The sequence below is a fragment of the Salinimicrobium sediminilitoris genome (genome assembly GCF_020866905.1).
Lineage (GTDB): Bacteria > Bacteroidota > Bacteroidia > Flavobacteriales > Flavobacteriaceae > Salinimicrobium > Salinimicrobium sediminilitoris.
Genome location: NZ_JAIVCC010000013.1, coordinates 264,414 through 287,729, shown reverse-complemented (window position 1 = coordinate 287,729; position 23,316 = coordinate 264,414). Strand labels below are relative to the sequence as shown.

The window sequence follows — 23,316 nt, the reverse complement described above, 5'->3', positions numbered from 1 at the left end:
GGGCTTCTAAAATGTCATTTTTGGAAAGTCTTATTCCAAAACCTTTCCTTTGATCTTGATCGATTTTGCAGGCTCTTCTGCATTAGAATAAACCGTGATGGTCTTTCTTATAGGGCCAACAATTTTAGTGTCATATTTAACCTTGATCTCGCCAGTTTCACCTGGAGCTATAGGATCTTTAGGTCTTTCGGGGATTGTACATCCACAACTTGATGTCACATCTGTAATCACAAGAGCAACATTTCCAGTGTTCGTGAATTCAAAGACGCGTACGCCGTCACTTCCCTTTGCTATTTCGCCATAGTCTATTACTTCAGACTTAAATTCGATTTTTGCTGTTTCCTGAGCCTGAACTGCGAAACCCACTAAAACGAAAATGGCAATTGCAATTAATTTTTTCATAGTTTTTAATTTAATCAGAATTGTAAATATACTACTAATCTGTTTATTGTAGCAAATAAAAAGGCAATCCACTGCTCTGCCTTTTTTAATCCTGAAGTTATAATTACTTTTGCCAAGATATTCCAAAAACCGCACCAAAGAATGACTGTAGCATCAAATTACGTAGCCCGGGAAGTTGAAAATAAATGGTATGACTACTGGATGAAAAACAATTATTTTCATTCTGAAGTTGATGAAAGGGAGCCGTATACGATCGTGATTCCGCCGCCCAATGTTACAGGGGTATTGCACATGGGCCACATGCTTAACAACACGATTCAGGATGTGTTGATCAGGCGGGCAAGGCTAAAAGGTTATAATGCCTGCTGGGTGCCGGGAACAGACCATGCTTCTATTGCTACGGAAGCAAAAGTCGTGGCCAAGCTTAAAGCTGAAGGAATTGATAAAAATGATCTTTCAAGGGAAGAATTCCTGAAGCATGCGTGGGACTGGACTCATAAACATGGCGGAATTATCCTCGAGCAATTAAAGAAACTCGGCGCTTCCTGTGATTGGGAACGCACCAAATTTACGATGGACGATGATATGTCTGCTTCGGTGATCAAAGTCTTTGTGGATCTCTATCGCAAAGGACATATTTACCGGGGATATCGTATGGTAAACTGGGATCCAGAGGCGAAAACCACGCTTTCCGATGAAGAAGTGATCTATCAGGAGCGGCAGGGGTATTTGTACTATCTAAAATATAAAATTGAAGGCACAGAAGATACGCTTACCATAGCAACCACCCGTCCCGAGACAATTTTGGGAGATACTGCAATTTGTATTAACCCAAATGATGAGCGTTTTTCCCATCTAAAAGGCAAAAAAGCAATTGTGCCTTTATGCGAGAGGGTTATTCCTATTATTGAGGATGAATATGTTGATGTGGAATTTGGTACCGGATGTTTAAAAGTGACTCCGGCGCATGATGAGAATGATAAGATGCTTGGCGACAAGCATAATCTAGAGGTGATCGATATTTTTCACGACGACGCTACCCTGAATTCCTTCGGAATGCAATACGAGGGATTGGATCGTTTTGAAGCCCGAAAGCAAATGGTGAGGGACCTGGAGGAAAAAGGGATCCTTGTTAAAACCGAGGAGCACGTAAATAAAGTGGGGACCAGTGAGCGCACCGGTGCCGTTATTGAACCAAAATTGAGTGATCAATGGTTTCTTAAAATGAAAGAATTGGCCCAGCCTGCTCTTGATGCTGTATTAGAAAAAGAGGTGAACCTGGTGCCCGATAAATTTGTAAATACCTACCGTCACTGGATGGAAAATGTTCGCGATTGGAACATTAGCCGTCAGTTGGTATGGGGGCAGCAAATTCCGGCGTTCTTCTATGGAGATGGCAAGGAAGACTTTGTTGTGGCCGAAACTCCTGAAGAAGCCCTTGAATTGGCCAGGAAACAATCTGGAAAAGATCTAACAGCGGCGGATCTAACACAGGACAAAGATGCACTGGATACCTGGTTTTCTTCTTGGTTATGGCCAATTAGTGTGTTTAACGGGATCCTGGAGCCGGACAATAAAGAAATAAATTATTATTACCCAACCAATGATTTGGTTACTGCACCCGAGATCCTTTTCTTCTGGGTGGCGCGAATGATCATTGCCGGATATGAATACAGGGATCAAAAGCCTTTTAATAACGTTTACCTTACCGGAATTGTGCGCGACAAACAGCGTCGTAAAATGTCAAAATCCCTGGGTAATTCCCCCGATCCTCTTGGGCTTATCGATGCTTATGGTGCAGATGGGGTTAGAGTAGGGATGCTTTTGAGCTCCCCTGCAGGGAATGACCTAATGTTTGAAGAAGATCTGTGTAAGCAGGGTGGGGCGTTTGTAAATAAAATATGGAACTCTTTTAAGCTGGTGAACTCCTGGGAAGTTTCAGATAAAGCTAAGCAACCCGAAGCTGCTAAAATTGCCATTCAGTGGTATAAGGCAAAATTCCAGAAGAGCCTGCAAGAGATTGATGATAACTACAAAAAGTATCGCATGAGTGATGCTTTAATGGCAACTTATAAGCTGGTGTGGGACGATTACTGTTCCTGGTTCCTGGAAATGGTGAAGCCGGTTTATGGCCAACCAATGGACAAAACAACTTTTGATGCAGTGACAGAGATCCTGGAGGACAATTTAAAGATACTCCATCCCTTTGTGCCTTTTGTATCTGAAGAGATCTGGCAGTCAATGAAAGAGCGTTTAGAAAATGAAGCGCTTATCATATCATCCTGGCCGGAAGTTGAAACCTTTGATGCTTCTTTAGTTGAAGAATTTGCAGTGGCTTCCGAAGTTATTTCGGGGATAAGGAGTATCAGGAAAGAAAAGAACATCTCTTATAAAGATCAGATTGAACTACAGGTGCTTAACAACGAAAATGTGGCCGGTACTTTTGATCCTGTTATCGAAAAACTGGGTAATATATCTACGCTTGGATACACAGATGCACAAGTGAAAGGTGCACTGTCGTTCAGAGTTAAATCGAATGATTATTTCATTCCTGTTGCCGGTGCGATAGACGTTGATGCCGAAAAAGCCAAACTTGAGGAAGAACTAAACTACACCCGCGGATTCCTAAAATCGGTAGAAAAGAAGTTGTCTAATGAGAAGTTTGTTGGCGGTGCTCCTGCAAAAGTTGTGGAGAACGAGAAGCAGAAAAAAGCTGATGCCGAAGCAAAAATCGAAGCAATACTGGCAAGCTTAGAGGCGCTTTCTTAAAGATTCAGGTTTTTTGAATAGAGTAGTTTCACCAGTTGGTTTTTGTTCTTAAAAACTAACTGGTTCATTTACTTTTCAAAGGTTTTCAAGGCATCTCGACAAAGTAGGTCCTTCCGTAGTTGAAAGGATCGAAAGGAGGTTTTCAGAACCTGTGAGGTTTGTGTTGGGACCAGAGATAATTATACTTTTCCAAAATGCAGAAGGCTGAAATTTAGATCTGCAAGGGTGGAGATTTTGTTTCTGTCACCGAATTATTGGAACCCCAAATTCTTTGTACCCAATATACCCAAGCTAAACTCTAAGTTTATGAGAAAGCTTTGGGTATACCTTTTTTAGGGCTGTGAAACAGAGATTTTCGGCAATTGACATGCCCGAAAACTTTCCGGTAAATGTGCTTTTTGGAACTGGTAAATTGAAAATTCCTTTCTTAACTAATCGACAATATTCTCATCGACAAGTTTAATGTATGCCTCCTTTGCTTCCTGCGGAGTCATGTTTCGCACCTGGAGCAGAGCGTTCAGTTTAAAGGCATTTTTGACGTCACTGTCCCCAGAAGGAATATATACTCGGGTGTGCTCTGTCGCCTGTTTATAAAAAGCATAGAGCTGCAGCATGATATCTGGAGGGAACTTCAGGGAAGTCTTACTGGCTTTTTCATAAGCCCTCAAAAATTCCTTATCAACTTCTTCAGGAGTCATGGCTGTTAGATTAGGAAACTTTGGCAATGAGACTAATTCCACCTTTTACTTTTTGATTCAGTTTAACTTCCAGAGGGGTGCCTAAGGGAAGAAATACATCTACCCTGGAACCAAATTTTATAAAGCCGCTGTCACTACCCTGTACAACTTCTTCGCCTACCTTGGCATAATTGACTATTCGCTTTGCCAGAGCCCCGGCGATTTGCCTATAAAGGATTTCTCCGGCAACTTTATTTTCAACGACTACTGTAGTGCGTTCATTTTCTTCACTTGCCTTTGGATGCCAGGCAACAAGATATTTTCCCGGGTGATATTCGCTGTATTTTACAACTCCACCTACAGGATGTCTCGTAACATGCACGTTAATAGGTGACATGAAAACAGAAACCATTAACCGCTTATCTTGAAAATATTCTTTTTCGTAGACTTCTTCAATGACCACTACTTTACCGTCAACCGGTGAAACCACATGAACATCGTTGATCTCAGTGTTTCTTTTGGGATTTCTAAAGAATTGGAGTACCAGGAAAAACAATATAATTGACCCCACAAGAATAACGACCCGAATCCAGTAGGTGAAAATAAAAGTCTGTGCAAGCAGGTTTACAATGATCAACAGGATCATCGCAGTTCCCATTATTTTATATCCTTCTTTATGAAACATAGTTTATTAGTTGTAAATAGGCATAAACAAAAGGGCTCGAGAAGATAATGCTATCCAGCCTGTCGAACAAGCCACCGTGTCCCGGCATTAGCCTTCCGCTGTCTTTGACCCCTGCCTGTCGTTTAAATTTAGATTGAATGAGATCTCCCAGGGTTCCAAAAATGCTTAAAATCACCGCTAATCCTATCCATTTTTCAATGTCCAGCAACCCGGTAAAGAAAAACACAAGATAGGCGGCAATTGCACTAAAAGTAAGGCCTCCCACGAAACCTTCTACTGTCTTTTTTGGAGAGATCCTTTCAAAGAGCTTCTTTTTTCCAAAATTTTTACCTACAAGATAGGCAAAAGTATCGTTTATCCAAATAAGGGAAAATATCCCTACCACCAGTTCTGGTGTGAAATCTCCGGTATAGCTGGGAATGAGAGTAAGAAAGATCATGGAGGCAATAAGATAGAAGATGATAATCACATACTTCTTCTTTTCAAAAAGCGGAATTTTATTGACCAGCATAAGGTCCTTGACCAAAAAGAGATTCACAAAAATGGTGATCATCAAAAGGACAAGGGTGGCATATGGACTCCAGCGCATGTAGCTGAAAATGACAAACAGTCCAATTAACAGAAAATATCCAAGAAAACTTTTAAGATGTAGCAGTCGCTGCAGTTCCCTTAAACAGATAACTCCAAATAATAGAAAAAGGGTGGTAAAGGCGAATTCAGAGGCGAAAATGGAGACCACGAGTATAGATACGTACATGACTCCCGATAAACCCCGAATAATATTTTCCTTCATATTACAGATCTTCCAGAAGCAGCAAATATAGGTTTTTTGTGCTACTTCCATAGCTCATAAAATCCCCTTCTTTGTTGGTCTCAAAATTCTTGATGGTTGTAATATTTGAAGGAATGCGATCTTTGTTTTTAAATTTAATGCCTCTTAGGCCTTCTCCAATTGCATCCACAAGCTTACTTGTAGAGGCAAGAATAACAAAATTATAAGGTAATTCTTTTAATTTCTTTTCCTTAATTTGATTCGAGGAAATGAGTATGGAGCCATCATTGGCAATGAGATACTCACAGGTGCTAAGAAAAAAAGCCGCTTCGCCAGAATAGCTGAATTCCAGATTCTGGTCAGAGAATTTCTCCCTTAAATTTTGATCAAAACAACAAGCTTCCTTTTCATACCAATCATTCTCCAACATGATGTTTTCAAATGTTTCTATCAACTCCTCGTTACTCTCACAATATAGAAATTTGCCGCCGTTGTTTTTAAAGTTGAGCATAAAACGCTCATCTGTTGGGAGCTTAACATCTGGCATGTACTTGCTACGGTCAGAATTATCTTCCTTATCCTGACCTTTGTCTGATTTAGATTTAGGGTTTAAAAAATTTCTAAATAGACTCATATAGGTTTTCGGTTACTCAGGGTAGCATTTCACCCAAAGGTAAAAAATCTTAACTTACAGATTAGGATAAGTTAAGATTTTTTACGGGTAATTAATATATTATTTTCCTTCGGAAGTCGGGGCGTCTTGAGCCTCTGAAGGCGTGGTGTCACCTGGGATCGTTCTTTCGGTAACAGTTTCTTCCTGTGTAGGTACCTTTTTTTCCTGGCTATTGCCGCTCATGATCTCATCCCGGCTTTTGTATGGCCTCTTGCCAAAGATCTCTTCAAGATTGTCTTTAAAAATAACCTCTTTCTCCAGTAGGATCTCAGCCAATTTAGTAAGCTTGTCCTTGTTTTCTTCAAGTAATTTTATCGCTCTTTGATACTGTTCTTCAATAAGATTCGAGATCTCTTTATCTATTAATTCTGAAGTCTTTTCACTGTAAGGCTTCGTGAAGTTGTATTCACTTTGACCTGATGAATCGTGATAAGTAAGATTACCAACTTTCTCATTAAGCCCATAAACTGTCACCATGGCCCTTGCCTGCTTGGTTACCTTTTCCAGGTCACTAAGAGCTCCTGTGGAAATCTTGTTGAAAATCACCTTTTCAGCAGCCCGTCCTCCAAGGGCAGCACACATTTCATCAAGCATTTGTTCCGGCCTCACAATAAGTCTTTCTTCCGGAAGATACCATGCAGCTCCCAGAGACTGTCCCCGAGGTACAATTGTAACCTTGACCAATGGCGCAGCGTGTTCGAGGATCCAGCTTACTGTAGCATGTCCAGCTTCGTGGAAAGCAATTGCCTGCTTCTCCTCGGGAGTAATGATCTTGTTCTTTTTCTCAAGACCACCCACAATACGATCTACTGCATCAAGGAAATCCTGTTTACCAACGGCAGTTTTGCCTTTACGGGCAGCAATAAGGGCTGCTTCATTACAAACGTTGGCAATATCGGCACCCGAGAATCCCGGGGTCTGTTTTGCCATGAACTCGGTATCCAGCTCGTCTGCTACTTTCTTAAGAGGTCTCAGGTGAACTTCAAATATTTCCTGTCGTTCCCTAACATCGGGAAGATCAACATAGATCTGTCTATCGAACCTTCCGGCACGCATAAGGGCTTTGTCAAGTACATCTGCCCTGTTGGTGGCGGCAAGTACGATCACATTTGTATTCGTTCCAAAACCATCCATTTCTGTAAGAAGCTGGTTAAGGGTATTCTCACGCTCATCATTAGAGCCGGAGAAATTACTTTTCCCACGGGCACGTCCAATGGCATCAATCTCATCAATAAAGATAATTGCAGGGGATTTCTCCTTGGCCTGTTTGAAAAGGTCTCTTACCCTTGAAGCTCCAACACCTACAAACATCTCTACAAAATCTGACCCGGAGAGTGAGAAGAAAGGTACTTTTGCTTCTCCTGCCACTGCCTTTGCCAGTAACGTTTTCCCGGTTCCCGGAGGACCTACTAATAAAGCTCCTTTAGGAATTTTTCCTCCTAAAGAGGTATATTTTTCGGGCTGCTTAAGGAAGTCCACGATTTCCTGAACTTCTTCTTTCGCTCCTTCAAGTCCCGCTACATCTTTAAAGGAAACTTTTACATCTGTATTTTGATCAAAAAGCTTGGCTTTAGATTTTCCAATATTGAAGATCTGTCCACCGGCACCTCCGCCTGCACCTCCGCTCATGCGACGCATGATGAAGATCCATATTCCAATGATAAGGATAAACGGTAACAGGGTCAACAGGATGTCCCCTAATAAATTTTGCTGGGTCTCAAATACCACAGGGGTATCAACATTAGTTTCGGCTTTTACCTCTCTAATATCGTCTTCAAGATTTTGAAGATCTCCGAATTCGAAAGTATAGGCTGGAGAATCTCCACCGGGGAAAATTTCCTCCTGGACTGCATCCTGGTGTACTTCCTTTGATTTCGCTTCTTCGGTAAGGAATACCCTTGCCTGGTTGCGGTTAACTATAACCACTTTTTCTACGTCCCCCTGCTCAAGGTAATCCAGAAATTCAGCGGGATTGGTCTTGGCAGGTTCATTGAACCCGCTTCCGCTGTAAAAATTGATTCCCAGGAAAACAAGTATTATAGCGGCATAAATCCAGTATGCACTGAATTTAGGCTTTTTGGGCTCTTTATTTTTAGGTTGCTCTTTGGCCATGCGTTCTTTCTTAACTCTTAATAATTTGTTTCAATTGAGGTGGATTTTGCATCCCCCCAAAGACTCTCAATATCGTAAAATTCTCTTATGTGCTTTTGGAAAACATGCACTACCACACTTACGTAATCCATTAGTACCCATTCGGCATTGTCCGATCCTTCAATATGCCAGGGCTTGTCTTTAAGCGATTTGCTAACGGTTTTTTGAATGGAATTTACGATGGCATTTACCTGCGTATTTGATGTTCCATTGCAGATTATGAAATAATCGCAAACAGTATTTTCTATTTCCCGAAGATCAAGAATGTCAATGTCATTTCCTTTCACTTCTTCAATCCCCTTGATTATATGTGCTATAAGTATGTCGTTGTTAGCTTCTTTTTTTACCATTAAATTTATTTTCTTTGCGCAAAGTTATTACTTTTTAAGGTTTTTTGAACCTTGGTTTTCATAACATTTAACGCCAGCATTATCTATCGTTCGTATGCACCTTATCAAAGTTAGTGCCATCAACTCCACCAATTCTTTTGCCCGGGAGCTTCTTAAAGAAAATTCTCAACTGCCACTTACCTGTATTGTGGCTAAAAAGCAATTGCAGGGCAGGGGGCAACGGGGGACCGCCTGGGACGCCGAAGAAGGTAAGAACCTTACCTTTTCGGTATTTTTACCCCGGCCGAAAATTGATCCTTCGCTTCAATTTTTGCTAAGCGCCACGGTCGCAACTTCCTTGCTCACCGCGTTAAAAAGTTTTCTACTGCCACGACTTAAAATAAAATGGCCTAACGACATCTTGTCAGCAAACCAGAAAGTGGCGGGAATTCTTATTGAGAATATTCTTGCTGAAGGAAAGGTAGTGGGATCTATTATTGGAGTTGGTCTTAATGTTAACCAGAAAGATTTTCCAAACCTGCCACAAGCTGCATCCATGAGTACTGTCACAGGACAGGAGTTCGATTTGGATGAAGTGCTGAAGGTAATTCTGAAGGAATTGGAATCCGGTTTCGCAGAACTTTCCGAAGAAAATTCCGAAGCTATATTAAGCACTTATAAAAATGACCTTTTTCGCAGGTTGATCCCGTCGACCTTTAAATATCCCGACGGGCAACTATTTACCGGAATGATCCTCGATGTCACCCCGGCAGGAAAACTGCTAGTGCAAATAGATGAAAAGGAAACTGCCGAATTTGACCTGAAGGAAGTTAGTCTCTGCTATTAGATCTTCGCCAGGTTTTCTGAAAGATTCGTAATGAACTTCTTAAGAGGTCCTTTCACCATCATTGCCATCATAGTATTAAACTTCCCGTGGAAGAATAATTGTGCAGAACTCTGGTTTTCTCCAAGGGATTCTATTTCCACATCAAGGGAAAAATTGAATTTATCTGAAGTTGATCCCAGTTTAATAAATTCCGGTTCACGCGTCTCCTTTATTTGAAGAGCAATCTCGGGCATTCCCTTAAGTGCAAAAGCAAAAGTGTCCTGAGATTTAACTTCGAACTTTTCTTTGCTTTCGGGCATGATCTGTTCGTAGTTACTCACATCTGTGAGGAAATTGAACAATTCCTGCTGACTCTTCTGTACTGTTACTTTATCACTCTGTAATTCCATGGCTTATTTTTTCCAGTTAGCCGGATCTTTGTGCCAGCTTTTCAGGAGCTCGCTTTCGGCTTGATTTATATAATTTGTTTTCAAAGCTACTTCCAAAAGGTAATCATAGTTACTTAAGGTGTGTAGCTCAATATTTGCTTTTTTAAAATTTTGATTGGCGGTTTCAAACCCATAAGAAAAAATGCCGAGCATCCCTTTTATCTGGAGATTGGCTTCCTGTAGTGCCTTAACAGCATTCAGGCTGCTATTTCCCGTACTTATCAGGTCTTCGATCACAACAACCGTTTGGCCGTCCTCAACTTTTCCTTCTATCTGGTTCTTTCGACCGTGGGATTTTGGTTCGGGTCGAACGTATGCAAAAGGCAGGCTAAGGTATTCTGCAACCAGCATTCCTATTCCTATTGCCCCGGTGGCAACTCCAGCAATTACGTCGGCTTTACCATATAGCTGCTCTATTTGGCGCGCCATGTGTTCCCTTACAAAATTGCGGATTGGAGGATAAGAAAGAATAATGCGATTATCACAGTAAATAGGAGAGTTCCAGCCGCTCGCCCACTTAAACCCTTGTTGTGCATCTAATTTTATTGCTTTAATTTGCAATAATAACTCAGCAGTTTTGCGAGCTGTTTCCTTGTCTAAAATCATAGTGCAAATGTATAAAGTTTTTGTAAATGATATTCCTATAATTCTCTCTACGGAAAAGGATTTGGGCGAAAAATACCTTTCCGTTCCGTTAAAAGAAGTGAAAATTAAGAGGATTATCAAAAAAATTAACAAAGGTAAGTTGCTCTATGTGAATCTTTACCATGATAAAAGAGAGAAGCTGCTAAAGCACCTTTTTAAGAAGTTACCTGTGGTTACTGCCGGGGGAGGAATGGTTTTAAACCCCCAAAAAGAGGTGCTGTTCATTTACCGCAACGGCCGCTGGGATCTTCCTAAAGGAAAGGTGGAAAAGAATGAGAGTATCGAAACAGGAGCAATTCGTGAGGTAGAAGAGGAGACGGGTGTGAAAAATCTGAAGATTTCTAAATTTCTCCAAACAACATATCATATCTTTCAACGCAAAGGGCGCTACAGGCTTAAGGTTACCTACTGGTATGAAATGACGACCGACTATGATGGTGAACTCATCCCCGAAGAAAAAGAAGGTATTAAAAAGGTGAAGTGGAAGAACATGGAGAAGGCGCAAAAGGCTCTTAAGAAATCCTATGCCAATATTAAACTACTCTTCCCCGAAGAGATCTTACCGGTTCACTCTAAAGACCGGGTATCTTAAATGTGAACTTTCATAATACTCACTTTTTTTATGGATCCAGGCTAACTGCGCATACCAGTTTGCTGCAAATTCAGGATCGTTAGTTTTCTTAGCCATAAATTCTTCTTCGATCTCGGGATAATCATCCAAAAATTCCCTTGCAATTTCCTCAAAAACATAAGGGGAGAAACCTTCTTTTTGCTGCAGGACGCTGTCGAAGAAATTCCAGTTAAAAAATGAATCCGGAGCCTCAGGTTCGAGTGTCGCCATTAGATATTTTGCTGCTTTTTGCTTTATGGGTATAAAAATATCTCCTTTTCTAAGATTCACCTTTTGTCGGCTGCTTTCCACCTCCACATTAGAGTGCGGGTAATGACCTTCATAAGCATTCTCGCGTGTCTCGTAATTCTTTATGTTATAAACCTCTACAACCATACTGGTGTCCTTTTCAAAGGGGATCATTTCAACGTTATTCATTTCCAATAGATCCAAAACCGGCCACCATGCCTGGGGAACAATGTAGCCCTGCGGCATTTTCACCTCCCGGGAAGCCGTAAAGTTGTCGTAATAATCAACAGGTTTGGTAAATGGACGGGTAGTGTCATATTTAAGCCGTTCAAAACCTGTTACCTGGCTGGGAATTCTTTCTGCTTCATAACCTTTGAACTGCAAATTGGAAACTTCACTGCTGTCAACCACAAAATCAAAGGCATAACTGCTTTTGCTTTGAAACTCCTTCAGGTCCTTTGCCCGCAGCTTTTTTATCAATTCAGTATCCTCGTCGGCAATGTCGATCATAGAACGCATAAATTCATAAGTGCCGTGTACCCGTTTATCGTATGGCTTAAGCATATGCGTTTCGATCATTACCCCAAGTGTGTTCCAAAGAGCAGCGTATCCCGTGGAGTAGCGGGGAGTATCAAGGAACTGTGAAAATCCTTTTTCAGGAACATCTCCAAAAACATTAACATAAGGAGTTACCTCCCATTCCTTCTTTTTTAGCGCTTTTTCAAGGGCGGGTCTCAAATCGGTCTTAATATATTTTCCAAGGGCTCCACCCATCTGGTCATGCTGTGTAAAGAGATGAGTGAGGGTGTATTGATAATCGGCCCCGTTACTAACATGAGTATCAATAAAAACATCTGGATCAACGAGATGGAAGATCTCGTAAAAGCTTCGGGTATTTTTTGTGTCGGCTTTTATGAAATCCCGGTTGAGATCGTAATTCTGTGCATTTCCGCGGAAACCGTAAGCTTTGGGCCCGTTTTGGTTCGTACGGGTAAAGGAATTGCGGTTCAATGCGCCTCCTACGTTGTAGACTGGAATTGCTGCAATAACAGTATTTTCAGGAAGAGCGATCGAATCCTGGGCGAGGTCCCGGAACAACATCATAGTAGCATCAATCCCGTCACTTTCCCCGGGATGAATTCCGTTATTGATCATTACAACGCTATGATCTGCCCTAAGGTTCTCAAAATCAAATTCCCGGTTACGGCTGTAAGTAACCAGGTGCAGGGGTTCTCCACTGTCGGTTTCTCCAATACGCTTTAGGTTTATTGTGGAATATACAGCAGCGAGATCCTCGTAATAGTCAATGATTTCGGTATATGTGGCAGTCTCGGTTCCACCAGATTTCTCAAAGACAGTAGTGAAATCGTAATCCTGTTCCAGAATGTAATTAGAAAAATCACAGGAGCTTAGGCCAAGTGCGAAGATCGCCAGAAACAGAATCTTTTTCATGCAGGGATTTTTAACAGCTGTAAACATAAAGAAAAACTTCAAAAGCCTAAAGAAATGCTAAGAATAAAGCAGGCTTTTCCAGGCTTCAAAAAAAGCTTAATTTAGCTAAGGCTTCTGCTTTGAATTAAAGGTAAGGTGCCAAAAATATCATTTTTAAAACTTCTTTCCATTCGGAAAACAAAACGCACATCTTGAGAAAATATCTTTTTCTGCTCTCTATCTTTCTTTTCTTCGGAAATCTTTCTGCCCAGAACATAAAAGGAAAAGTAGTTGATGCCTTTACCAGTAAACCTCTCGAAAAGGTTAAAATTACTTCTGAAAAACTTTCTGAACCCGTTTATTCCGGTCCTTCAGGGGAATTTTTGCTTTCGTTGGAAGAACTGCCTGTTAATGTCATTTTTGACTATCCCGGTTACGGCCGAAAGGTTCTTCATATCGAAAATTATTCCGAAGATTTGATCGTGTTACTTGCACCTTCCGAAGGTTCCCTTTCCGAAGTAGTGCTACGCAGTACCATTATTCCGCAGGAGCTTCTTCAAACCCCGTCGGCTGTTTCTGTGTTGAGCGGGGAAGAGCTGGAAAGATTTGATGAGACCAATATTATGCAGAACTTTAGTACTGTACCGGGAGTGAATGTGCATCAAGGTGCGCTCAATACAAATAAAATGAGTATTCGCGGAGTTGGGGCACGGTCTCAATATAGCACCAACAGGGTAAAGGCTTATTTTATGGAGATCCCCATTACCAGTGCCGAAGGTGAAACCACGCTTGATGACCTGGATCCTGCCGTTGTGGAGCGTGTCGAGATCATAAAAGGACCTACTTCCAGTGTTTATGGGGCCGGTCTTGGCGGGGTAATCACTCTTTTTCCTGCCCGGGCAGAGGAGCAGGGAACTAATGCAAAGGTAAAAGGAACTTATGGCAGCTATAACTTAATTCGGGGAACTGTGCAGGCCTCCCATGCTTCGGAATCTTCAAATTTAGTGGCAACCTATAACCATGTCGAAACTGATGGCTGGCGGGATAATTCGGCTTATAATCGTGATTCCTTTACCATGTTTGGGCAGGTTGCGGGGGGAGAAAACGGGCAGCTATCGGTACTTGGGCATTTTGTTCGGCTTAAAGCTTTTATTCCAAGTTCCTTGAACCGGGAAACCTTGCTCACAGACCCTTCTTCGGCAGCTTTCACATGGGGCGCGGCAAAAGGTTATGAATCTTATGACAAAGGTTTGCTGGGGCTTTCTTACAAGTACAACTTTAGTGAAACTTTTCACAATACTACCAGCATTTACGGCACTTTTAGAGATGCTTATGAGCCAAGACCATTTGATATTCTCAATGAAGAGCAAACGGCTTTGGGAGCCAGGACAAAATTTAATCTCGAAGGGGATTTTCTAAATGCTCCATCCCGTCTGAGCTTTGGAATGGAGCTTTACAATGAATGGTATGACATCGCCACTTATGAGAATCTATACGAGCAATTTGAGGATGAAGGAAGTGTCCCGGGAATTAACCTGAGCCATAATGAGCAGGACAGGATCTATTACAACTTCTTTTTTCAATGGAATTTGCAGGTCACTTCCCGGTTAAAACTGGAAGCTGGACTGAACCTGAACTCCACTTCCTATGAGCTAAGCGATTTATACGAGGAAGATGAAGTAGACCAGTCGGGCGACTATACTTTTGAGGATGTACTTTCGCCAAGGTTTGGTGCCGTATATTCAGTTTCTCCGGGCAAGAATTTCTATGCTTCTGTGAGCCACGGATTTTCAACTCCAACAGTAGCTGAAACCCTCACTCCGGAAGGTTTGATCAATACAAGCCTGAAGCCCGAAACAGGGATCAATTATGAAGCAGGCTTTAAAGGGAATTTCCTGAATAACCGTTTATATGCTGAAGTTGCGGCTTTTTCCATACAGGTTGACAATCTCTTAGTAGCCGAACGTGTAGCCGAAGATCAATATATTGGCCGTAACGCCGGAAAAACCGACCATAACGGGCTGGAGCTCCTGCTTAATTACAATTTTCCAATATTTTCGGCACTTCGCGCCCGTACTTTTGTCAATGCAGCTTACAACTCTTTCAGCTTTGATGAATTCATAGATGAAGAAGAGGATTTTTCGGGTAATGATCTGCCGGCCGTACCGCAGGAAACCGTTAATGCGGGGCTCGATCTAATAACTTCCTTTGGTCTAAGCCTGCGCACCACCTACCAGTATGAAGGACAAATGCCGCTGAACGATGCCAATACAGAATTTAGAAGTTCCTATGATCTTCTACATTTTAAAGCCTCATTAAAACCACTGGAGATGTTGAGTCCCGGGGTGATGAATGACTGGGAATTCGAAATTTTTGGCGGAGTGAACAATGCACTTGACGAGAAGTATGCGGCCTCGGTAATTCCAAATGCCGTTGGCTTTGGCGGCGCAGCACCGCGCTACTTTTATCCGGGTATGCCTCAGAATTTTTATGGAGGATTGGCGGTTGGTTATAAGTTTTAAGAGACTAGAGACTAGAGGAGAAATTAATGATTTATAATTCAGGGTTTTCCCACCCCGCCTGTCGGCACCCCTCCGTGGGAGGGGAAGTATGAAATGATCTATGAATTGCCTTCGACTTCAGGCGGAGGATAAAGAAATAATTTGGAAAAAGGGGCTTTAGCCCAACCGAATACCTGAGAATGATTTTTTAGGTATTTATAATTCAGGGTTTTCCCACCCCGCCTGTCGGCGGCACCCCTCCGGAGGAGGGGAAGTATGAAATGATCTATGAATTGCCTCCGACTTCAGGCGGAGGATAAAGAATAATTTGGAAAAGGGGCTTTAGCCCAATTATCTACGGAGCAATATTTTCCAGTTCACCAATCCCCAATTAACCAATCCCCAATAAACTACCGGCTATTTCCTAACCACATCGGGTACCATGAAATGGTAATCTCCGCCGTTGCGTATCACATCCCGAACAACTGTAGAGGAAATATGGCTTTTTCCGGAGGAAGTGATGAAGAAAACCGTTTCCACTTCGCTTAATTTATAGTTGGTTTGTCCAATCGTCTTTTCAAATTCCAGGTCTATTGCGTTTCTAAGGCCGCGCAGGATGAAACCTGCATTTTGAGACTTGCAGAAATCCACAGTCATACCTTTATAGGTCATTACTTTGATCTTCGGCTCATCCTTAAAGGTCTCTTTCAAAAAACGCACCCGGTCTTCAAGAGAAAACATGTATTTTTTATCTGAATTAATCCCAATTGCAAGAATGATCTCATCGAAAAGCGGAAGGCCGCGGTTGATAATATCTACATGTCCCAGGGTTATGGGATCAAAAGAACCCGGAAATACAGCTGTTTTCATTGGAAAAAATTTATCCTAAAATAGACATTTTTGAGCACCTAGTATTTTAAGGCGGTTTCTATCGCACTGCCAAAGAGTTCTTCCAGGGAAATACCCGCTGCCTGAGCCTGCTGTGGCAAAATACTCGCCTCGCTAAGCCCGGGATTGGTGTTCATCTCAATGAAATGCGGCTCATCGTTGTGGAATATAAATTCTGAACGGGAAAAGCCTTTCATCTTCAGTTTTCGATAAATAAGTTTGGCGATTTCCTGCACCTTTTTTGTCTGCTCTTCAGAAATTCTTGCCGGAGTGATCTCCTGGGACTTTCCGAGGTATTTGGCTTCGTAGTCAAAAAACTCATTTTCAGAAACAATTTCGGTGACCGGCAGTGCAAAAATTTCTCCGTTATGTGTAATCACACCCACAGAGACTTCGATTCCATCGAGGAAAGATTCAATAATGATCTCGTCATCCTCTTTAAAAGCAAATTTTGTGGCAGGAATAATTCCTTCGCTCTTTTTGACTTTTGTGATCCCAAAGCTGCTTCCGGCCTTGTTGGCCTTGACAAAACAGGGCAGTCCTACTTTGGCAATGATCTCTTCGGGATCTACTTCATCTCCTTTATCGACAAAGAAATTTTCCGCAGTTTTTATTCCGAAGGGTTTAAGCACGCTAATAAGATCTCTCTTATTAAAAGTGAGTGCCGACTGGTAAAAATCACAGGATGTTTGCGGAATATCCAGTAACTCAAGATACGCCTGCAGGAGACCATTCTCCCCGGGAGTACCGTGAATGGTGTTAAAAACACAATCAAATGTTATGAGTTTTCCATCTATCGTGACGGTGAAATTGCTTCTGTTAATTGGATAAGGTTCGTCATTTTCCCCAATGACAAACCACTCTTTCTGCAGGATGTGTACCCGGTAAGGGTTGTATTTACTGCGATCAAGGTTATTATATACTACATTACCGCTGTTAATAGAGATGCGGTATTCGCTGGAGAAGCCGCCCATGGCTATGGCTACATTTTTCTTCATAATTCAATATGGCCCGATTATTTGCGTTAACAAAAGTAGCGACTATAAATGAATGTCTCCAAACCCACCTGTTTTTATATCTTTGTTTTTTATTTTAAACTATGAGTTTTTTCCGATTTTTATTTAGCAAAACCTTTTTGATACAGTTGGTTTTGGCAGTATTAGCGGTTGTTTTGATCGCTTTTATTATGCTGCAGTGGTTAGATTATTCTACCAGGCAGGATCAAAGAATTACAGTCCCTAATCTTGAACGTTTGTCCCTGGATAAAGTGGACGAGCGCCTTGCAGAACTTGAACTGCGCAGGGAGATCCTGGATTCGGCTAATTACAATCCCGATTTTCCACCATATTCTGTGATCGACCAGGTGCCGCTTCCGGGAAAAGAGGTAAAGGAAAACAGAAAGATCTATTTGACGCTGAATCCCTCGGGCTTTACGAAAGTGGAAATTCCTGAAAATCTAATCCGAAGAACCCGAAGACAAGTGGAACCAACCTTACGTTCCCTTGGTTTTGAAATAGGGACTATTTCTTATAAGCCCGATGTGGCTAAAGATGTGGTGCTGGAAATGCGTCACAGGGGGCAACTCCTGGAGCCGGGAATGAAACTTATGAAGACTTCAAAGATTGATCTTGTCCTGGCAGATGGATCAAAGAGGTATGGAATGGAAGAAGAAGAGGATTCCAATGCCGAAGATCAAATTATAAATGACCTGAAAGAAGAAGAATATGATTTCTGAAAATAATAAACCGGAGCCGGAAGATAATGATGATGAGCTGTATGAGCACCACCGGTTTGTAGCCGATAAAGGCCAACAACCTTTAAGGGTAGATAAATTTCTGATGAACTACATCGAGAAAGCTACCCGAAACAAAATACAGACAGCAGCCAAAGAAGGAAATATTCACGTTAATGAGATTTCGGTAAAATCGAATTATAAGGTGAAGCCGGGAGATGTAGTGCAGGTGTTGTTCGAACATCCACCATACGAATTCCTCCTTACACCCGAAGATATTCCTCTGGATATAGTTTATGAAGATGATTCCCTGCTCGTGGTAAATAAGCCTCCGGGGATGGTAGTGCATCCCGGTCACGGGAACTACAGCGGTACTCTTATCAATGCCCTGGTATATCATTTTGATAACCTGCCGCAAAACAGCGATGAACGCCCCGGCCTTGTGCACAGGATCGATAAAGACACCAGCGGCCTTTTAGTTATTGCCAAGACAGAAAAAGCAATGACAAAGCTGGCAAAGCAATTCTTCGACAAGAGCAGCGAGCGAGAATATGTGGCACTGGTTTGGGGTAACGTAGAAGAGGATAAAGGAACTATTGAAGGTAACATTGGCCGTCACCCGAAGAACAGGCTGCAAAATACAGTGTATCTCGGGGAGGATGAAGACAAGGGAAAACCGGCAGTTACCCATTTTAAAGTTCTGGAAAGACTTGGGTATGTAACTCTTCTTTCCTGCCGCCTTGAAACTGGACGTACTCACCAGATTCGGGTACATTTAAAACATATTGGGCACACGCTTTTTAACGATGAACGTTATGGCGGTGACAAAATTCTCAAGGGTACAACATTTACTAAATACAAGCAGTTTGTAGAAAATTGTTTTAAAGTGTTGCCAAGACAGGCTTTGCACGCGAAAACGCTCGGCTTTAAACATCCTGAAACAGGGGAGTGGCTTAGTTTTGATTCTCCTATCCCGCAGGATATGGAAGATTGTATTGAGCGGTGGAGGAACTACGCGAAAAATCAAAAGGAATTCATTGATGAATAAACTTTTTTGATAAGCCTATCAACAGTAAAAAACAATCCCGGCAGGAAATCTTGTCGGGATTTGATATTTTTGAGGGGTAAAGCAAAAAATCCTTAAGAGAACTCCATGAAAATAGTCGTATCCCCCGCCAAAACTCTGGACTACGAATCTAAATTACCAACTACCAGAGGAACCCAGCCGTCATTTCTCGAAACCACAGCTTCCATTAACCGGAAACTGGCGAGAATGTCCAAAAAGGAAATAGCCGATCTTATGGGTATCAGCGACAAGCTCGCCGACCTTAATTACAATCGTTATCACGAGTTTTCTGAAGAACATACAAAGCAAAATTCCCGTCCCGCAGTTTATGCTTTCGCCGGGGATGTTTATACCGGTCTTGATGCCTATAAAATTCCTTCTGAAAAATTGGATTTTATGCAAGATTCTTTGCGGATCCTTTCGGGCTACTACGGAATATTAAGGCCGCTGGATCTCATGCAGCCATACCGTCTTGAAATGGGTACTAACCTGCATGTTGGGCGTAAAAAGAACCTCTATGAAGTATGGCAGGAAAAAGTGACAGATTTTTTGAATATAGAACTGGAAGAAGATGAACTGTTTGTGAATCTTGCGAGTCAGGAGTATTTTAAGGCTGTAGATACTTCAAAGCTGAAAGTTCCGGTGATTTCCCCTGTATTTAAGGATTTTAAGAACGGGAAATTAAAGATCATCAGCTTTTTTGCAAAAAAAGCCCGTGGTGCTATGGCTAGGTATATTATCGAATCCGAGGCACAGACCCTTGAGGAGATTAAAGCTTTTGATCTCGATGGATATCGATATTCGGCTGAAGAAACTTCGAATGAAAACGAACCTGTTTTTACGAGATAGCTTCAGCAGTAGTTTATTGTTAAAGTATTTAAAAAAGCGGTGTCTCACCGCTTTTTTCTTTTTAATTTCTGAACCTGCACAAGGTCCCGAAAATGACATTTTTGGAGGGTCTTCAGCAGCAACACTTTAATAATAAAAAAAGCAACTTCATAAAATGAAAATTAAAAAGGTTTTAGTAGCAAACAGGGGAGAGATTGCAATAAGAATTTTTAGAGCATGTACCGAGATCGGTTTAAGAACTGTAGGAATTTATACCTTCGAAGATCGATACTCCCTCCACAGATACAAGGCCGATGAATCCTACCAGATAGGGGCAGATAAAGATCCTCTTAAACCTTATTTAGATATTCAGGCCATCATTAAAGTGGCAAAGAAAAATGGTGTGGATGCCATACACCCGGGTTACGGATTTCTTTCTGAAAATGCCGAATTTGCCAAACAATGTGAGGAGAACGATATCATTTTCATAGGTCCAAAAGTCTCTGTTCTCAAGTCATTAGGGGACAAAGTTAAGGCCAAGGAAGTTGCTGTAAAGAATGATATTCCGGTAATACGAAGCAACGAAAAAGATCTTACAATTGTTGAAATCGCACTGGAAGAAGCTGATAAAATCGGGTATCCGGTGATGCTGAAGGCTGCTTCAGGTGGAGGTGGTCGTGGAATGAGAGTGATTAGGAGCGAGGAAGACCTCAAGAACGGGTTTAATGAATCCCGAAGGGAGGCTAAAAATGCTTTTGGAGATGACACAGTTTTCCTCGAGAAATTTGTGGAAGATCCTAAACATATTGAGATCCAGATCGTAGGTGATCACCATGGAAACCTGGTGCACCTTTTTGAGCGAGATTGTTCTGTACAGCGCCGGTATCAAAAAGTGATCGAATTTGCCCCGTCCATGGGACTGGATGAAAAGGTAAAACAGAACCTTTACGATTATGCGGTCAAACTTTGTAAGGCCGTTGATTACAATAATATTGGAACTGTGGAATTCCTTGTGGACAGGAGCGGGGAGATCTTCTTTATTGAGGTGAATCCGCGGATACAGGTGGAACACACAGTTACAGAGATTATTACGAATATTGATCTCGTCAAGGCACAGATCTTTATTGCCGGGGGATATAAACTGAGTGATAAGCAGATTAAAATTGAATCCCAGGAATCTATTAAGATCAGTGGCTATGCTTTACAGTGCCGTATCACTACAGAAGATCCTACTAACGATTTTAAACCGGACTATGGTACGATCACGACCTATAGAAGTGCTTCAGGTTTTGGAATTAGACTGGATGCCGGAAGTATTTATCAGGGAGTAAAAGTTTCTCCTTTCTTTGATTCCATGCTTGTAAAAGTATCTGCGAGCAGCCGTACTCTTGACGGTGCCTGCCGAAAAATGCGCCGGGCTCTGGCCGAATTCAGGATTCGGGGCGTGATGACAAATATTGGATTTCTTGACAATATCCTGTCGCATAAAACATTCAGGGAGGGCGATGTGACCGTGAATTTTATCAAAGAACACCCTGAACTCTTCCAGATCAAAAAGACCAGAAACAGAGCCACCAAAATGGTGAAGTTTCTTGGAGATGTGATCATCAATGGAAATGATGATGTAAAAAACCCGGAAAAAAAGAAGTTCATTACTCCCGTAGTACCTTCTTTTAAAGATGATAATGGCTACCCAAAAGGAACTAAAGATCTGTTAACCGAATACGGACCCGAAAAATTTTCAAGGTGGTTGCTTCATGAAAGTAAGGTGCATTTCACTGATACTACTATGCGCGATGCTCACCAGAGTTTGCTGGCTACCCGCATGCGTACTTATGATATGGAAAAAGTAGCTGAAGGTTTTGCACGAAATCACCCGGAAGTTTTCAGTATGGAAATTTGGGGAGGAGCGACCTTCGATGTTTGTATGCGCTTCCTGAAAGAGGATCCATGGGAAAGGTTGCGAATCCTTAGAGCGGCTATGCCAAATGTTCTTATGCAAATGTTGCTTCGCGGTTCCAACGGCGTGGGCTACACTGCTTATCCCGATAACCTTATAGAAAAATTTGTGGAACAGTCCTGGGAGAATGGGATAGATGTCTTCAGGATCTTTGACAGTCTTAACTGGATGGAATCCATCGCACCTTGTATTGAACACGTTCGCAACAGGACCAACGGTCTTGCAGAAGGTACGATATGCTACACGGGAGATCTTATGGACCCTAAAGAGTCAAAATACAACCTGGATTATTATGTTCAACTTGGAAAAGACATAGAGAATGCCGGAGCTCACATCATAGGGATCAAAGACATGGCTGGTATCCTGAAGCCCGATGCGGCGTATGAGTTAATATCTGCATTAAAATCCAGGATAAATGTTCCAATCCATTTGCACACGCATGATACCTCCTCAATACAGGCAGCTACTTACCTCAAAGCCATAGAGGCCGGTGTTGATGTAGTAGATGTGGCACTTGGTGGGCTCTCCGGACTTACCTCTCAGCCTAATTTTAATTCAATAGTTGAAATGCTTAGGTTCCATGACCGGGGCAGAATTTTTAATACAGATAAATTAAATGAATACTCGCAATACTGGGAGGCTGTAAGAAGCTACTACTACCCCTTTGAATCCGGACTTAAAGCTGGATCGGGTGAGGTTTATAAACACGAGATCCCCGGCGGACAGTACTCCAATTTAAAACCCCAGGCAGAAAGTCTCGGTCTTGCAGATCGTTTCCACGAGATCACCGAAATGTACAGCAAGGTAAATGAGCTTTTTGGAGATATTATTAAGGTAACACCGAGCTCCAAAGTAGTGGGAGATATGGCGCAGTACCTGGTGAGCAATAATCTTAGCATAGAAGATGTGCTGGAGAAAGGGGATGAAATCTCTTTCCCTCAGTCGGTAAAAAGTTTCTTTAGGGGAGACCTTGGACAACCTCATGGAGGATTCCCGGAGAAAATTCAAAAGATCGTTCTTAAAGATGAGAAGCCATACAAAGAAAGGCCTAACGCACATCTTGAACCTATTGATTTTGAAACGGAATTTGCCGAATTTGAAAAGACATTTGGAGAAGGAATGGGCAGAAATGTGGAGATCACAGATTTCCTTTCCTATAAATTGTATCCCAAAGTGTTTACAGATTTCTACAACCACCATATGGAATTTGGTGGCGTAATGAATGTGCCTACAAAAAGCTTTTTCTATGGAATGGAACCTGGAGAAGAGATCATTGTAGATCTTGACCGCGGTAAGACCTTGTTGATCGAATTCCTTTCAATAGGAGAGACCGATGAGGATGGAATGGCAAAAGTGTTCTTTAAGGTTAACGGACAAACCCGCGCTGTCGATGTTAAAGACCAGTCGGTCAAGGTAGAGAAAGTGGTACATCAAAAAGTAGATAAGAATGATAAGAAGCAGGTAGGAGCCCCTCTACAGGGAGCTCTGTCTAATATACAGGTGGAGCCGGGGCAAAAAGTGGAAAAAAATCAGCCGTTGTTTGTGATCGAAGCTATGAAAATGGAAACTACTATCACCGCCAATGCTTCGGGAGAGGTTGATAAGATCATCCTTAAAGAAGGAGATATGGTCTACGCAGATGACCTGGTTGTTGTGCTTAAATAGTATTGAGA

The 23,316-nt window shown here is 41.9% G+C and carries 20 protein-coding genes; 8 read left to right on the top strand and 12 right to left on the bottom strand.

Annotated features, from left to right (window positions below):
* Positions 1-30: 30 nt before the first annotated feature.
* A complete protein-coding gene (locus LA313_RS12570) occupies positions 31-402 on the bottom strand; it encodes a DUF1573 domain-containing protein (protein ID WP_228915512.1) in 372 nt (123 codons plus the stop codon).
* A 141-nt stretch (positions 403-543) separates the two neighbouring features.
* On the opposite strand from LA313_RS12570, the gene LA313_RS12565 reads away from it, so the two are divergent.
* On the top strand, positions 544-3,171 hold the full coding sequence (locus LA313_RS12565; protein ID WP_228915510.1) for a valine--tRNA ligase: 2,628 nt from the start codon (positions 544-546) through the stop codon (positions 3,169-3,171).
* Between the two features lie 431 nt (positions 3,172-3,602).
* Here LA313_RS12565 and LA313_RS12560 read toward each other — a convergent pair whose 3' ends face one another.
* The 6 genes from LA313_RS12560 to rsfS all read right to left on the bottom strand — a co-directional run bounded on the left by LA313_RS12560 (position 3,603) and on the right by rsfS (position 8,479).
* Positions 3,603-3,911 (bottom strand): acyl-CoA-binding protein, encoded by a 309-nt coding sequence (locus LA313_RS12560; protein WP_228915508.1) that lies wholly within the window; start codon positions 3,909-3,911, stop codon positions 3,603-3,605.
* On the bottom strand, positions 3,880-4,533 hold the full coding sequence (locus LA313_RS12555) for a phosphatidylserine decarboxylase family protein (protein ID WP_228915506.1): 654 nt from the start codon (positions 4,531-4,533) through the stop codon (positions 3,880-3,882). The genes LA313_RS12560 and LA313_RS12555 overlap by 32 nt, the downstream gene beginning before the upstream one ends.
* The gene (locus LA313_RS12550; protein ID WP_228915505.1) at positions 4,523-5,326 is read right to left on the bottom strand and encodes a phosphatidate cytidylyltransferase; all 804 of its coding nucleotides are present in this window, start codon (positions 5,324-5,326) and stop codon (positions 4,523-4,525) included. The genes LA313_RS12555 and LA313_RS12550 overlap by 11 nt, the downstream gene beginning before the upstream one ends.
* 1 nt (position 5,327) lies before the next feature.
* The gene (locus LA313_RS12545) at positions 5,328-5,939 is read right to left on the bottom strand and encodes an LUD domain-containing protein (RefSeq protein ID WP_228915503.1); all 612 of its coding nucleotides are present in this window, start codon (positions 5,937-5,939) and stop codon (positions 5,328-5,330) included.
* Positions 5,940-6,038: 99 nt separating this feature from the next.
* A complete protein-coding gene (ftsH, locus tag LA313_RS12540; RefSeq protein WP_228915501.1) occupies positions 6,039-8,090 on the bottom strand; it encodes an ATP-dependent zinc metalloprotease FtsH in 2,052 nt (683 codons plus the stop codon).
* Positions 8,091-8,107: 17 nt separating this feature from the next.
* A complete protein-coding gene (gene rsfS, locus LA313_RS12535) occupies positions 8,108-8,479 on the bottom strand; it encodes a ribosome silencing factor (RefSeq protein WP_228915500.1) in 372 nt (123 codons plus the stop codon).
* Between the two features lie 94 nt (positions 8,480-8,573).
* Between rsfS and LA313_RS12530 the strand changes: the two genes are divergently transcribed.
* Positions 8,574-9,305: a biotin--[acetyl-CoA-carboxylase] ligase gene (locus LA313_RS12530; protein ID WP_228915499.1), complete on the top strand. Its 732-nt coding sequence runs from the start codon at positions 8,574-8,576 to the stop codon at positions 9,303-9,305.
* Here the strand turns inward: LA313_RS12530 and LA313_RS12525 are convergent.
* Complete coding sequence (locus tag LA313_RS12525; RefSeq protein WP_228915498.1) at positions 9,302-9,694, bottom strand: SRPBCC family protein; 393 nt, start codon at positions 9,692-9,694, stop codon at positions 9,302-9,304. The genes LA313_RS12530 and LA313_RS12525 overlap by 4 nt on opposite strands.
* 3 nt (positions 9,695-9,697) lie before the next feature.
* On the bottom strand, positions 9,698-10,339 hold the full coding sequence (gene pyrE / locus LA313_RS12520) for an orotate phosphoribosyltransferase (protein ID WP_228915496.1): 642 nt from the start codon (positions 10,337-10,339) through the stop codon (positions 9,698-9,700).
* A gap of 7 nt (positions 10,340-10,346) precedes the next feature.
* On the opposite strand from pyrE, the gene LA313_RS12515 reads away from it, so the two are divergent.
* A complete protein-coding gene (locus LA313_RS12515; protein WP_228915495.1) occupies positions 10,347-10,970 on the top strand; it encodes an NUDIX hydrolase in 624 nt (207 codons plus the stop codon).
* Here LA313_RS12515 and LA313_RS12510 read toward each other — a convergent pair.
* On the bottom strand, positions 10,938-12,689 hold the full coding sequence (locus LA313_RS12510; protein ID WP_228915493.1) for a M14 family metallopeptidase: 1,752 nt from the start codon (positions 12,687-12,689) through the stop codon (positions 10,938-10,940). The two genes, LA313_RS12515 and LA313_RS12510, sit on opposite strands and share 33 nt — an antisense overlap.
* Positions 12,690-12,880: 191 nt before the next feature.
* On the opposite strand from LA313_RS12510, the gene LA313_RS12505 reads away from it, so the two are divergent.
* On the top strand, positions 12,881-15,190 hold the full coding sequence (locus LA313_RS12505; protein ID WP_228915491.1) for a TonB-dependent receptor domain-containing protein: 2,310 nt from the start codon (positions 12,881-12,883) through the stop codon (positions 15,188-15,190).
* 396 nt (positions 15,191-15,586) lie between these two features.
* Here the strand turns inward: LA313_RS12505 and coaD are convergent, their stop codons facing one another.
* Complete coding sequence (gene coaD / locus LA313_RS12500) at positions 15,587-16,039, bottom strand: pantetheine-phosphate adenylyltransferase (RefSeq protein WP_228915489.1); 453 nt, start codon at positions 16,037-16,039, stop codon at positions 15,587-15,589.
* 38 nt (positions 16,040-16,077) lie between these two features.
* Positions 16,078-17,055: a D-alanine--D-alanine ligase gene (locus LA313_RS12495; RefSeq protein ID WP_228915487.1), complete on the bottom strand. Its 978-nt coding sequence runs from the start codon at positions 17,053-17,055 to the stop codon at positions 16,078-16,080.
* A 152-nt stretch (positions 17,056-17,207) separates the two neighbouring features.
* Here LA313_RS12495 and LA313_RS12490 point away from each other — a divergent pair, with 152 nt between their 5' ends.
* From LA313_RS12490 to LA313_RS12475, 4 genes are all read left to right on the top strand, one after another.
* The gene (locus LA313_RS12490; protein ID WP_408641376.1) at positions 17,208-17,792 is read left to right on the top strand and encodes a PASTA domain-containing protein; all 585 of its coding nucleotides are present in this window, start codon (positions 17,208-17,210) and stop codon (positions 17,790-17,792) included.
* A complete protein-coding gene (locus tag LA313_RS12485; protein WP_228915478.1) occupies positions 17,782-18,837 on the top strand; it encodes an RluA family pseudouridine synthase in 1,056 nt (351 codons plus the stop codon). The genes LA313_RS12490 and LA313_RS12485 overlap by 11 nt, the downstream gene beginning before the upstream one ends.
* Before the next feature lie 105 nt (positions 18,838-18,942).
* Positions 18,943-19,704 (top strand): peroxide stress protein YaaA, encoded by a 762-nt coding sequence (yaaA, locus tag LA313_RS12480; protein ID WP_228915476.1) that lies wholly within the window; start codon positions 18,943-18,945, stop codon positions 19,702-19,704.
* Positions 19,705-19,858: 154 nt separating this feature from the next.
* Positions 19,859-23,308: a pyruvate carboxylase gene (locus tag LA313_RS12475; protein ID WP_228915473.1), complete on the top strand. Its 3,450-nt coding sequence runs from the start codon at positions 19,859-19,861 to the stop codon at positions 23,306-23,308.
* Positions 23,309-23,316: the final 8 nt, after the last annotated feature.